Here is a 14,071-nt window from a genome sequence, read left to right on the forward strand (position 1 = left end):
CTTAGAATATATGAAGAAGATATACTCATTATTATTTGTAGCATTATTCCTATTCTTAGGATATTCATGTGACGATGGAAGTTTAGACCATAGTGATGTTTTTATCCCGGAACCAGTTGAAGAAAATTTTGACGATGACGGGATTGCACCGGAACCTACAACTACCGCTGTTGTAAGAATGAAAATCGGAGAAGAAAACAAACATCAAGTAATTGATGGCTTCGGCTGTGCCTTCTGCGGGTGGTCACATCGTATTTGGAATACGATGCAGCGTGACGCAGTGATAGAAGACCTGTTTAGTGAAAACGGTTTGGATTTAAATATTTTCCGGGGCGAAATATTCCCGTCTTACGGTAATCCAACTACAGGAGACATTGAATTCAAGATGGATCGCAATTTTATGTTGCAGCCCGATGATCCTTCTATGATTAATAACTACTGGCGAAACTACAATGGTGAAGAGTGCGGAGAACAATGTCAACTTGGCCAAATGTGGTTAGTTGACCTTATAAGTAGAAAATATAAAGATGTCAATTTCTTCTTTTCAGTTTGGTGTCCTCCTATCAAATGGAAAAGCAATAACAAACTTAATGGTGGAAGCCTCAAGTCGGAATATTACGATGAATATGCCCAATATCTATTGGATTTCGTCGATGCATATGAACAAAAATTCGGCATTGACATATATGCATTATCAGGATGGAATGAACCGGACAAACTTGCTAGTTTAGGTGGTTGGGCAACCTGTGCATGGTCTGAAGAAGAAATGGCTAAATTTGTCCTCGAAAAACTTCGTCCAGCGATGGAGAAAAGAGGCCACAGTGATATGAAACTTGTTTATGCAGAAAATGCCCAGTGGAAATGGGCGGTCGATTTTATCAATAATAGTTTAAAAAAATATCCGGAACTGGTAGATCCAAATTTCATTGTAGCCGGTCATGGATATTCTACAAGAGATGAAAATGTCATTCCTTTTGAAGAGGCAGAAAAGCGCAATGTCCACATGTGGCAAACAGAGCTTAGTGATGATAAAGGTCGCCAAGAGACATGGCCGGATGCAATGAAATGGGCTAAAACTTTTCATGCTTATATGGCAAATGCCAATATGAGTGCCTTTGTATGGTGGTCAGGTGCACGTCCTTGCAGCACTACGGGCGAAAACCTAATTCAATTAGAAGAGGCATTACCTAGTACATACTATTACAGAGTTCCACGCTACTATACTTTTGGACAGTTCAGCAAATTTATTGAGCAAAATGCCGTACGTGTAGACGTAGAAGCTATTTCTTCAGAAACAGATAAACTCCCCGAAGACTTGTTGGTTTCTGCTTATGTGAAAGATGACACCTACACTATTGTACTAATCAATTTATCTCAAAAAGAATCATTCTCTACATTGATTGAGATTGAAGGAGTGGAATTCCAAAATATGAGAACATATACTTCCAGTGAATATGTGAAGTGGAAACACAAAAAGATCAATCCGTCTCAAAGCGGTTTACGTTCTATTACCGTTCCCAAATATAGTGTTGTAACTGTGACTGGTAAAATGAAAAACCATGAAGTTGAATAACGAATTATAAATTAGAGAATATCATGAAAAGAAATATAATACACTTAACAGGAATCGCACTTTGTGCAATCGGATTATTTTCCGGTTGTAATGAAGACTTACCTAGTTACACAAGTCTGACTGTGGATGCAGAGACATTGACAATTAATTTAGATGAGACAACCGAAGGGAGTTTTAATATTACTGGGGGCAATAGCGGATACAAAGTGTCTAGTTCAAATGCTGCAGTAGCGACAGCAGTTATTTCGGGCAATGAAGTGATTGTAACAGGTTTGAAATATGGCACTGCAACGTTAACCGTTATCGACTGGACTAAGAATTCGGCAAATGTGAAAGTAGTGGTAGCTCAAGAACAGGAGCTAGCAGTAAAAACAAGTTCCACGACTATGTTCTTTGAAGAACACAAAACGCTCGAAATATATACTGGAAATGGAGGATATAGCATAACATCTTCCAATGAGTCAGTAGCAACAGCAAAAATCAGTGAAGATGGAAAAATAGAAATCACTTCTTCTATCGTTCCGGGGACTGCGATACTAACCGTGAAAGACAGTCACAACAAAACAGCCGAGATTGCTGTGAAAGTAATAAAGAGGCTGGTAGTAGATAATAGTGAAGATATTACTTATCTAATAACAAGCGAACCCGTTACGATTAAAATTTTGGATGGAAATGGTGATTATACCTGCAGTCTCCCAAAATACTCCGAATCTTATATCAAATGTACGGTAGCAGAAAATGGAACAGAAGTTATTATTGAAGGATTGAAAAGAAACTATTTCAATAAAGCAATCACCATCAAGGACAAAGAAGGACAATCCATTGACATTCATATCAAGACTATTGATGAACCTTATTGGGAAAATCCAAGTTATCGTTACTTAATAGCTGGTTCTTATGCTTATCAGTATCCTTCTACAGCAAAAGTTGGTGAAGCTATTTATTCTGAAGAACTTAATATTTCGCTATTAACAATAAAGAGTACAGGAAGTTATGCTTCCGGATTTGCAGTCCAATTTACCGGTAATCTTGAAGAAGGAGTAAAGACCAATGCTGTACTTTATAAAGTTGCTAAAAATGCAGTAGATAAAAATGTTGCCTATTCAATAGAAGACTGTAAAATAGATAAAGTAGAAGATGGCTGGTATTGGGTTAGCTTCTTGGAACCCGGTTACACCGTTCGTTCTTACTTTATCACTAAGCAATAATTTATAAACTTGACATATCCGTTTAAAAGCACCCCCATACTTTTAGAATGATAAAACATAAAAAGAAACTGTTCGTACAACACAGCATGCATTTCATGTCTATCTGCATTGTGAACAGTTTCTTTTTATCTTGTCAAGAAGATGCAAGGGAAATGGACTGCAAATCTTTATCTCTTAATATGTTGAATTGATATGAATAGATACAATAATAGACTTCATATTCTAAAAAAAGAACATGAGTCACTTATCTCACGTAAAAATAAGATGATATTTTCCGAAAATGGAATATTCGAGCGTTATAAATATCCTATCCTGACAGCTGCTCATACTCCTCTGGAATGGCGTTATGATTTGAATCCGGAAACAAATCCATACCTAATGGAACGAATCGGAGTAAATGCCACCATGAATTCGGGAGCTATCAAATGGAATGGAAAGTATCTAATAATAGTACGTGTAGAAGGAAACGACCGAAAATCATTCTTCGCCATTGCCGAAAGTCCGAATGGCATAGACAACTTCCGTTTTTGGGAGTACCCGATACATTTGCCGGACACAGACCCAAGTGAAACAAACGTCTACGACATACGTCTGACGACCCATGAAGATGGCTGGATTTATGGAATCTTCTGTAGCGAGAGTCTTGACCCGAACGCTGCACCAGGCGACCTGTCTTCCGCCATAGCCAAAGCAGGCATCGTGCGTACTAAAGACCTAAAAAGCTGGGAACGGCTGCCAAACCTGATTTCCCAAAGTCAGCAACGCAATGTTGTATTGCATCCGGAATTTGTTAATGGCAAATATGCACTGTACACCCGTCCACAGGATAACTTTATCGACGCCGGCAACGGAGGAGGTATTGGCTGGGCGCTTATAGATGACATTACCCATGCAGAAGTGAAAGAAGAAATCATTATAAACCACCGTCATTACCATACAATAAAAGAGGTAAAGAATGGCGAAGGTCCCCATCCTATCAAAACCCCCAAAGGATGGTTGCACCTCGCCCATGGAGTTCGTGCATGTGCTGCCGGTCTGCGTTATGTACTCTATCTGTATATGACATCTTTGGAAGATCCGACAAAAGTCATTGCCGAACCGGGTGGTTTCTTATTGGCACCTATGGGAGAAGAGAGAATTGGAGATGTCTCCAATGTGCTCTTCTCAAATGGGTGGATTGCAGACGAGGACGGAACAGTGTATATCTATTACGCATCTTCCGATACCCGCATGCACGTAGCAACTTCCACCGTAGACAGGCTGATAGATTATTGTCTTCACACCCCGGCAGACGGTTTACGCTCTGCTGCTTCTGTAGAAAACATTTGCAAGCTCATAGAAGCTAACAAATATGTAATGGCAGAACAGGTTTATTTTTAATGTAATGTGAGCTCAATACTTGAGCAGTATTAGTTGCCCTCCATTGACCAATTCCACGTCAATGGAGGGCTTTTCTATAAAGCAGGACAATAGCTGATACAAAAGTGCGTATTGCAGGTAAAATAGCACTTATCAAAAGTGCGCATTGCAGGGCATAAATAAGAAATTAAATTTGCGTATTGCAGAAGATATCATTAAATTTGCGTATTAATAAGATGATAAATAGAGAATTACATGATATTTAAACGCAAAATGTATAACAAGCTGCTTGCTTGGAAACAACAGGCGGCAGGAACCAAGGCACTTCTGATAGAAGGCGCCCGGCGAATAGGTAAATCCACTCTTGTGGAAGAGTTCGCAAAAAATGAATACCGAAGCTATCTTTTGATGGATTTCAACAAGGTAAGTGACTCGGTTACTTCAGCCTTTAACAATTATATGAATGATCTCGATACCTTTTTCCTGATTCTTTCTTCGGAATATGGTGTAAAACTTTACCCAAAGGAATCCATCATCATATTTGATGAGATACAACAGTTTCCGAAAGCCCGGCAAGCAATAAAGTATCTGGTTGCGGATGGGCGGTTCGACTATATTGAGACAGGCTCGCTCATTTCCATAAAAGAAAATGTACAAGATATAACCATTCCCTCAGAAGAGAGAACACAGCTTATGTACCCCATGGACTTCGAAGAGTTTGCTTGGGCAATGAATGAAGAGCCATTGATAACATATATCCGCCAATGCTTTGACAAAAAGGAACCTTTGGAGCAAGGACTTCACGCCAAAGCTATGTTATTGTTCCGTCAATACATGATTGTGGGCGGTATGCCGAAAAGCCTGTCAGCGTATTTGGAGAACAACCGGAGCTTCGAAATGGCCGATGTGGAAAAAAGGGATATACTGACACTGTATCGGAATGACATAATGAAGATAAGGTCAGGTTACAGGTCGAACGTATTGAGCATCTTTGACCAAATTCCCGCTTTTCTTTCACGTTCGGAAAGACGGGTAGTAATGAATCGTATTGAAAAGGGAGCAAGCTTCCCAAAGTATCATGATACTTTCTTTTGGCTCTCTGATTCAATGATTGCCAATGAATGCTTTAATTGTTCAGATCCTAATGTGGGCCTCTCGCTGAATGAAGACAGAACCTATGTGAAATGCTATATGGGTGATACCGGACTACTTATCAGCCATACATTCGATGAGAATGAAATCTCTGACGGAGAACTTTACCGGGAAATCCTGTTGGGAAAACTGTCGGTGAACGAGGGTATGTTCTACGAGAACGTAATCGCACAGATGCTTGTGGCTGCCGGACACAAGCTTTACTTTTACACCCGATACAATGAAGAAAAGCATCGCAACGACATGGAAATTGATTTTATCCTGTCGAACCAAAGCAAACTAAAATATAAGATTTTTCCGATAGAGGTAAAATCGAATGACAAGTATACTATTCGTTCACTCATCAAATTCAAAGAGAGTTTTCATCAGCGCATAGGAGAATGCTATGTGATTCATCCGAAGAACCTGTACGTAAAGGAAGGAGTAGTGTATCTGCCTGCCTATATGACCTTCTGCTTGTAAAGAGAGAGTATTCCTGCAGGAATTTTCTCTCTTTTTCCTTAAATCCGCAACAGTTATCATGAAGGACGCTTTCATGATAACTGTTGCGGATTTAAGGAAAAAGTATCAGAATGAGTTAAAATAATATTTGTTTCCCTACTACTTTCGCCCTACTTTTGCATCAAATAAAATAAACCTAATCGAAATAACGATATGAAACTACACGAAATCGATATTCTCATCATTTGTGCCTATCTCATCGCCATGATTGTCATCGGACTTATCCTGAAGAAACGGGCTGCCCAAAATATGGATTCTTATTTCCTGGGAGGGAAATCATTGCCATTTTATATGCTCGGACTCTCCAATGCTTCCGGCATGTTTGATATCACAGGAACGATGCTGATGGTATATTGGGCATTTGCCTACGGATTCAAAAGCCTTTGGATTCCCTGGTTGTGGCCAGTATTCAACCAAATCTTTCTAATGGTTTATCTGTCCGTGTGGTTACGTCGTTCCAATGTACTTACCGGAGCGGAATGGATTAAGACACGTTTCGGTAAAGGCAAAGGATCGACTCTTTCACATACGATTGTTATCATCTTTGCATTACTTAGCGTACTCGGTTTTTTAAGTTATGGATTCATAGGTATTGGTAAATTTATGGAGATATTCATCCCCTGGGAAGTAGTATCTCCATTCATTCCTTTCAATGTGCCTGTAGAATATGTTCCTCATGTATATGGTATTTTCTTTACCGCAATCGCTACTTTCTATGTAATGCTCGGAGGAATGTTGAGTATTGTATGGACAGACGTTGTGCAGTTCCTGATTATGACAGTGGCAGGTATCGTAATTGTTGTTATCGGAATGCAAATGGTAGCGCCGGACATGATTCATTCTTTCGTTCCGGCCGGCTGGGACTCTCCTTTCTTCGGATGGACGCTGGATATCGACTGGAGCAGTCGGATGAGCCTCTTGACGGAACGGATGGCGAATGAACCATATAGCCTGATTAGCATCTTCGTCATGATGGCCTTGCTCAAAGGAATATTTATGAGTATGGCAGGACCGGCGCCCAACTATGATATGCAGAAAATTCTATCTTGCAAATCCCCCAAAGAAGCGGCTATGATGAGCGGTTCCGTATCAGTCGTACTATTAATCCCCCGCTACCTGATGATTATGGGATTTGCTCTGCTGGCTATCTACTTCTTTAAAGAAGATGGCGGTCTGACACAAATGGAAGTGACACGAACGGATTTTGAAACTATCCTCCCCCATCTAATCACACGTTATGTGCCTGCAGGATTAGCCGGAATCCTACTAGCCGGACTACTGGCAGCTTTCATGTCGACTTTTGCGTCCACTGTTAATGCCGCACCGGCTTATATCGTGAATGATATTTATCTGAAATATATCAATCCGAAAGCGAGTGTGAAAACACAAATACGCAGTAGCTATATTATTTCTGTCGCAGTAGTAGTTATCAGCACTGTCATCGGATTCTTCCTGAAAGACATCAATGAAATATTCCAATGGATTGTAGGAGCACTCTTCGGAGGATACATCGCGGCCAACGTACTGAAATGGCATTGGTGGCGCTTCAATGGTGAAGGCTATTTCTGGGGAATGACCGCCGGAGTAATAGCAGCCATCGTCATGAAGTTCACTGTTCCCGACGCATGGGTACTCTATTTCTTCCCCGTACTGTTCGGAGTTTCCCTGATAGGATGCATCGCAGGAACCTATAGCGCACCTCCAACAGACGAAGAGACGCTCATCAACTTCTACACCCGTGTACGCCCATGGGGATGGTGGAAGCCGATTGAAGAAAAAGCATTGGCCCGTTACCCTCATATCCAGCCAAACCGCAACTTCAAAAGAGACGCATTCAACGTGGCAATCGGTATTGTGTGGCAATGCAGCCTTACCATTATCCCAATGTATCTTGTGGTCCGCCAACAACTGGGACTCTGGAGCTCTATCGCATTGCTTCTGGTTACGACCTTGATACTAAGAAAGACTTGGTATAAGCCTCTGTGTAAAGAAGAAATCAGGTACAACGAAGAAATAAAACAACTAAAACAAGAGAAGGAATAATTAGCTTAACACACTAAAATTTGAGAACCGACCATGAAAAGACTATCTGTAATTCTGGTATCATTTTTACTATATCTGCCTCTATGCGCTCAATTTAAGGGAACAGTTTCTGTCGACACTAATCAATCGGGCATAGTTGATAAAGGCGATAAGCCGCTGGCGGGAGTTATGGTAACAGATGGATTGAACGTAGTAAAAACAGATAAGAAAGGTCGGTTCTCTTTGCCCGGATTCGAGAAAACAAGATTCATAAGTATTACAACTCCTGCGGGATTTGAAACACAACAATTCTACCTTTCTACCAAAGAGAACAGAAAAAGCTACGATTTTATCTTAACCGAAAGCGAGCGGACAAAACCCAGAAAACATTCTTTCGTGCAAATCACCGACACCGAAGTAACGGGTGGAATGGGGCGTTGGGTAACCGATCTCCAGCAATACATTGACAATGAGAAGCCTGCCTTCCTCATTCACACCGGAGATATCTGCTACGAACCGGGACTCACCATCCACAATCAAGTGGTAAATGCACAAACAATGGATTGTCCTGTTTATTATTGTATCGGTAATCATGACTTAGTGAAAGGCAACTATGGCGAAGAGCTTTACGAATCTCTCTATGGTCCGACATGGTATTCATTTGATATAGGTAACGTTCATTATGTAGTCACTCCAATCGACCACGGAGATAACCCGACCAACTATACCCAAAGAGATGTATACAACTGGCTAAAAAACGATCTTGCTCTCATAAAAAAAGACCAGGCACTTATCCTTTTCAATCACGACTTATTTACTCCAAATGACTCTTTCGTCTTTAAAGCAGATGACGATCATCTGCTTGATTTTCGTTCTTTCAATACCAAAGCCCAAATCTACGGACACATGCATTACAACTATGTCCGCAACCAAAATGGGATTTATACAATCTGTACCGGCACATTGGATAAAGGAGGCATTGACCATTCCCCTTCTTCTTTTAGAGAAATAAAAGTAGACGCAAACGACAATATCACCACCCAACTGCGATATGCTTTCATCGAGCCACAAATCGCAATAGTCTCTCCGATGAATAATCAGACGGCCGCAGCCTGCACCATCACTAAAGATCAGCTTCCTGTTTCCGTCAATACATATTATTCGCAGGCCAAAACGTCTCACGTTTCTTATATCCTAAGCGATTCGGAAAATAATCAAGAAATAGCTAAAGGCGATCTAGCCTCCCGTACAGAATGGAACTGGGGTGGAAACATTCAAATGCCGGCTAATGAAATGGGGAAAAAACTAAATCTCACAGTGACTTCATTCTTCAGCAACGGAAAGAAAGCGACTGCTACCAGCCAGTTTATCTACCAAAAGGACTTCAAATTATCCACTATTGCAGGTGAAGACTGGAATACATTACTTCAAAACGCAGCACACTCCGGCGGAGTCAACAACTCTCAAATCAAGCTCCCCCTGCAATTACAATGGACAGCTAATACAGGCAGTAACATTTTTATGTGTTCTCCCATTATCGCCGGACAGAAAGTATTTATCGCTACCACCGACGATAATGTATCACTGAACACATTTATCTGCGCATTTAATTTTAATTCAGGCAAACTGTTGTGGAAATTCCGTACTGCAAATTCTGTTAAGAACACAATAGCCTATGAAAATGGAATTGTAGTAGCTCAAGATGCCTCCTGCAACCTCTATGCCTTAGACAGTGAATCAGGGAAATTACTCTGGAAACAATCTATTAATTTGGACAGCTATCCCTATCTGACTGAAGGCTTGACAGTAGACAAAGGAGTGGTCTATGCCGGAATCGGCGCCGGACTATCTGCCTACAACCTAAAAACAGGACAAACGATATGGACTAACAAGGACTGGAAACAGCGGGAAGGTTCTACTACAACACTCACTATTGCCGGAGATGTATTAGTCAGCGGAACCCAATGGGGAGGTTTATACGGCAATGATATCCACACAGGAAAGCAACTCTGGAAACTATCTGACAACGGACTTGGCAACCGGGGAGCCTCTCCTGTCTATAAAAACGGGAAATTATGGATTATCTCTTCCAAGAGCTTCTTCACAATAGAGCCACAGACCGGAAAAGTATTGCAACAAAAAGAGTTATCAGCCAATCTGGATGTTACATCCACCCCACTCATCACCGAACAGGAAATCATTTTCGGTACTGCCGACCGGGGAGTTTTCGCATTGGACAAATCTACACTTTTCAATAAATGGAAAGCAGAAACGTCACCTTCACTTGTATATACTGCTCCTTATTCCACCACTCCGCAAGCCGGAGTTGAAACAAGTCCTGTTGCATCACAAGGAATTGTCTACATCGGAGCTTCCGACGGTTATCTATATGCCATCGACCAAACTACAGGAATTATAAAAGATAAACGACACATTGGAGCGCCTATATTTTCAACCGTAGCCGTATCCGGGAATAAGATGATTGTTTGTGGTTTTGCGGGTAATGTTTATTGCTTTTCATCGAAGTAAACTCCCTCTTCACTATCATAATGCATAAACTCAAATGGTACATAAGCACTAAAATTATATAGATACAGTTTTTGCCACCCCACACGTTGTAATTTAAAGATTATCACGTATCTTTGCCTGCTCAAATCATAAATACGAGATATGGCTATTACAATCAAGAAAGTCTCCACAAAGAGAGAACTTAAGAAATTTATCCGTTTCAATTACAGAATGTACAAGGGTAACCCTTACTCTGTGCCTGACCTCTATGACGACATGCTCAACACCTTCAACAAGAAGAAAAACGCAGCATTCGAATTCTGTGAAGCAGATTATTTCCTCGCATACCGGGACGATAAAATAGTAGGACGTGTAGCTGCAATCATCAACAATCAGGCGAACGAGAAGTGGGAATGTAAAAACGTTCGTTTCGGATGGATAGACTTCATCGACGATCCCGAAGTATCATCCGCACTCATCAAAACGGTGGAAGAATGGGGAAAAGAACGAGGCATGACTCACATTGCCGGTCCTCTCGGATTTACTGATTTCGATGCGGAAGGTATGTTAGTTGAAGGATTCGACCAGCTTAGTACCATGGCTACTATCTACAACCACCCATACTATCCTGTACACATGGAAAAGTTAGGCTTCGAGAAAGACGCCGACTGGGTGGAATACAAAATCTACATACCGGATGCCATTCCCGACAAGCATAAACGTATCTCCGAACTGATCCAACGAAAATATAACCTCAAGATAAAGAAATATACTTCCGGAAGAAAAATAGCCAAAGACTACGGACAGAAGATTTTCGAGCTGATGAATGAAGCATACAGTCCTCTTTATGGCTATTCTCCGTTGACACAGCGGCAAATCGACCAATACGTGAAAATGTATCTGCCGATCCTTGACTTACGGATGGTTACACTGATTACTGATGCCAATGACGAACTGGTCTGTGTAGGTATCTCCATGCCATCTCTCGCCGAAGCTTTACAGAAATCACACGGGCGTCTGTTGCCACTCGGATGGTTCTATCTGTTAAAGGCACTATTTATGAAACGCCGTGCCAAAATGCTTGATCTGCTACTCGTTGCAGTGAAACCGGAATATCAAAACAAAGGTGTTAACGCTTTGTTATTTTCCGATTTAATTCCAGTTTATCAAAAATTAGGTTTTATCTTTGCGGAAAGCAACCCCGAACTGGAACTGAACGGAAAAGTTCAGGCACAATGGGATTACTTTGAGACTCAACAACATAAGCGCCGCCGTGCGTTCATTAAAGAAATTAATAATTAAGAATGAAGAATGAAGAATTTGGCTGCGCTACTACTTAATGCCGCATGGCAATTCTTCATTCTTTATTCTTCATTCTTCATTTATAACAGCTATGGAAGAGAACGAATTGATACCTGTAGACAACAACAATGCAGTAGAGTACACTGACGACAACATCCGTCACCTAAGTGACATGGAACATGTACGCACACGCCCCGGTATGTATATCGGAAGGCTGGGCGACGGTGCACATGCCGAAGACGGAATCTATGTCCTCCTGAAAGAAGTAATTGACAACAGTATTGACGAGTTCAAAATGCAAGCCGGTAAGAAAATCGAGATTACCGTTGAAGAAAACCTCCGTGTCAGCGTACGCGACTACGGACGAGGCATCCCGCAGGGAAAACTCATCGAAGCCGTCAGCATGCTGAACACCGGTGGTAAGTACGACAGCAAGGCATTTAAGAAAAGTGTCGGACTAAACGGTGTCGGTGTGAAAGCCGTCAATGCCTTGAGCTCCCGTTTTGAGGTACGCAGTTACCGTGACGGTAAAGTACGTACCGCTATTTTCTCGAAAGGAAACCTGCTGAGTGACAATACGCAAGATACCGAAGAGGAAAACGGAACTTACATCTTCTTCGAACCGGACAATACATTATTCCTGAATTACTGTTTCAAGCCTGAATTTATTGAGACAATGCTACGTAATTACACGTACCTCAATACCGGGCTTGCCATTATCTATAACGGACACCGTATCCTGTCGCGTAATGGTCTGGTAGACCTTTTGAACGACAATATGACGGCAACCGGACTTTACCCGATCATCCACCTGAAAGGGGAAGACATCGAAATCGCCTTCACGCATACCGGACAATACGGAGAAGAATATTACTCCTTCGTCAACGGTCAGCATACCACCCAAGGAGGTACACATCAGAGTGCTTTCAAGGAACACATCGCCCGCACTATCAAGGAGTTCTTCAACAAGAATATGGACTATACCGACATTCGTAACGGACTGGTTGCTGCCATTGCCGTCAATGTGGAAGAGCCTATCTTTGAGAGTCAGACGAAAACGAAGCTGGGTTCTACCAATATGGTTCCCGGCGGAGTGACAGTCAATAAATATGTAGGCGACTTTATCAAACAGGAAGTGGACAACTTCTTGCACAAAAATGCGGATGTAGCCGAAGCGATACAACAAAAGATCCAAGAATCCGAGAAAGAGCGTAAAGCCATTGCAGGTGTAACCAAACTTGCCCGTGAACGTGCAAAGAAGGCAAACCTGCACAACCGCAAATTGCGCGACTGCCGTATTCACCTCAACGACCCGAAAGGAAAAGGACTGGAAGAAGACTCCTGCATCTTTATCACCGAGGGGGACTCTGCAAGTGGTTCCATCACCAAAAGCCGTGATGTGAACACGCAAGCAGTGTTCAGTCTACGTGGTAAACCGCTGAATTCTTTCGGGTTAACCAAGAAAGTGGTCTACGAGAACGAAGAATTTAATCTGCTTCAGGCAGCCCTGAATATAGAAGATGGCTTGGACGGACTACGCTACAACAAAGTCATCGTAGCAACCGATGCCGATGTGGACGGTATGCATATCCGCCTGCTGCTAATTACTTTCTTCCTGCAATTCTTCCCTGACCTTATAAAAAAAGGCCACGTATATATTCTGCAAACGCCTTTGTTCCGTGTACGCAATAAGAAAAAAACAATCTATTGTTATAGTGAAGAAGAGCGTGTCAATGCAATTAACGAACTAAGCCCGAATCCGGAGATCACGCGATTTAAAGGTTTAGGAGAGATTTCACCGGACGAGTTCAAGCATTTCATCGGTAAAGACATGCGTCTGGAGCAAGTTTCTTTACGAAAGACGGACGCAGTGAAAGAACTACTTGAATTCTACATGGGTAAAAATACCATGGAACGACAGAACTTTATTATAGATAATCTGGTTATAGAAGAAGATTTGGCATCATGAGAAAAGCAATATTCCCGGGTACTTTTGACCCCTTCACCATCGGACATTATTCGGTAGTGGAACGTGCACTCACCTTTATGGACGAAATCGTGATAGGAATCGGTATCAATGAGAACAAGAATACATACTTTCCCATTGAGAAAAGAGAGGAAATGATTCGGGAGCTTTACAAGGATGAGCCTCGTATAAAAGTGATGTCCTACGACTGTCTGACCATTGATTTTGCGCAGGAAGTAGGGGCCAGGTTTATTGTCCGCGGTATCCGTACAGTGAAAGATTTCGAGTATGAAGAAACGATTGCGGACATCAACCGCAAACTGGCAGGCATTGAAACCATCCTGCTCTTCACAGAACCGGAACTGACTTGCGTCAGCTCGACGATTGTACGCGAATTATTGACTTATAATAAAGATATCAGCCAGTTTATTCCCAAAGGAATGAGGATAAGTTGAAAGTTGAGAATGGAGAGTTGAGAAG

Annotated in this window: 9 protein-coding genes; all 9 read left to right on the forward strand. The window is 41.7% G+C overall.

Annotated features, from left to right (window positions below; translation table 11 throughout):
* Positions 1–10: 10 nt before the first annotated feature.
* The 9 genes from HMPREF9009_RS02690 to coaD all read left to right on the forward strand — a co-directional run bounded on the left by HMPREF9009_RS02690 (position 11) and on the right by coaD (position 14,046).
* Positions 11–1,573 carry a glycoside hydrolase gene (locus HMPREF9009_RS02690; protein ID WP_008023369.1) on the forward strand — a complete coding sequence of 521 codons (1,563 nt, stop codon included), beginning with the start codon at positions 11–13 and terminating at the stop codon, positions 1,571–1,573.
* Positions 1,574–1,596: 23 nt separating this feature from the next.
* Positions 1,597–2,781: a hypothetical protein gene (locus tag HMPREF9009_RS02695; RefSeq protein WP_008023371.1), complete on the forward strand. Its 1,185-nt coding sequence runs from the start codon at positions 1,597–1,599 to the stop codon at positions 2,779–2,781.
* Between the two features lie 192 nt (positions 2,782–2,973).
* On the forward strand, positions 2,974–4,161 hold the full coding sequence (locus tag HMPREF9009_RS02700; protein ID WP_008023373.1) for a glycoside hydrolase family 130 protein: 1,188 nt from the start codon (positions 2,974–2,976) through the stop codon (positions 4,159–4,161).
* 234 nt (positions 4,162–4,395) lie between these two features.
* A complete protein-coding gene (locus tag HMPREF9009_RS02705; protein WP_008023375.1) occupies positions 4,396–5,754 on the forward strand; it encodes an ATP-binding protein in 1,359 nt (452 codons plus the stop codon).
* A 192-nt stretch (positions 5,755–5,946) separates the two neighbouring features.
* Positions 5,947–7,836, forward strand: coding sequence for a sodium:solute symporter family protein (locus HMPREF9009_RS02710; RefSeq protein WP_008023376.1), 1,890 nt, complete (start codon positions 5,947–5,949; stop codon positions 7,834–7,836).
* Positions 7,837–7,869: 33 nt separating this feature from the next.
* Positions 7,870–10,344, forward strand: a complete 2,475-nt coding sequence (locus HMPREF9009_RS02715) for an outer membrane protein assembly factor BamB family protein (RefSeq protein ID WP_008023378.1) — start codon at positions 7,870–7,872, stop codon at positions 10,342–10,344.
* A gap of 141 nt (positions 10,345–10,485) precedes the next feature.
* Positions 10,486–11,625, forward strand: a complete 1,140-nt coding sequence (locus HMPREF9009_RS02720; RefSeq protein ID WP_008023379.1) for a GNAT family N-acetyltransferase — start codon at positions 10,486–10,488, stop codon at positions 11,623–11,625.
* A gap of 91 nt (positions 11,626–11,716) precedes the next feature.
* The gene (locus HMPREF9009_RS02725) at positions 11,717–13,594 is read left to right on the forward strand and encodes a DNA topoisomerase IV subunit B (protein ID WP_008023381.1); all 1,878 of its coding nucleotides are present in this window, start codon (positions 11,717–11,719) and stop codon (positions 13,592–13,594) included.
* Positions 13,591–14,046 (forward strand): pantetheine-phosphate adenylyltransferase, encoded by a 456-nt coding sequence (gene coaD, locus HMPREF9009_RS02730; RefSeq protein WP_004311084.1) that lies wholly within the window; start codon positions 13,591–13,593, stop codon positions 14,044–14,046. Before HMPREF9009_RS02725 ends, coaD begins: the two co-directional genes overlap by 4 nt.
* Positions 14,047–14,071 lie beyond the last annotated feature (25 nt).

It is taken from the genome of Bacteroides sp. 3_1_13 (assembly GCF_001185845.1).
GTDB lineage: Bacteria > Bacteroidota > Bacteroidia > Bacteroidales > Bacteroidaceae > Bacteroides > Bacteroides xylanisolvens.

Coding starts and splice junctions, on each gene's coding strand:
- HMPREF9009_RS02710 (WP_008023376.1), top strand. CDS start 5,947: ATGAAACTACACGAAATCGATATTCTCATCATTTGTGCCTATCTCATC.
- HMPREF9009_RS02705 (WP_008023375.1), top strand. CDS start 4,396: ATGATATTTAAACGCAAAATGTATAACAAGCTGCTTGCTTGGAAACAA.
- HMPREF9009_RS02715 (WP_008023378.1), top strand. CDS start 7,870: ATGAAAAGACTATCTGTAATTCTGGTATCATTTTTACTATATCTGCCT.
- coaD (WP_004311084.1), top strand. CDS start 13,591: ATGAGAAAAGCAATATTCCCGGGTACTTTTGACCCCTTCACCATCGGA.
- HMPREF9009_RS02720 (WP_008023379.1), top strand. CDS start 10,486: ATGGCTATTACAATCAAGAAAGTCTCCACAAAGAGAGAACTTAAGAAA.
- HMPREF9009_RS02725 (WP_008023381.1), top strand. CDS start 11,717: ATGGAAGAGAACGAATTGATACCTGTAGACAACAACAATGCAGTAGAG.
- HMPREF9009_RS02690 (WP_008023369.1), top strand. CDS start 11: ATGAAGAAGATATACTCATTATTATTTGTAGCATTATTCCTATTCTTA.
- HMPREF9009_RS02695 (WP_008023371.1), top strand. CDS start 1,597: ATGAAAAGAAATATAATACACTTAACAGGAATCGCACTTTGTGCAATC.
- HMPREF9009_RS02700 (WP_008023373.1), top strand. CDS start 2,974: ATGAATAGATACAATAATAGACTTCATATTCTAAAAAAAGAACATGAG.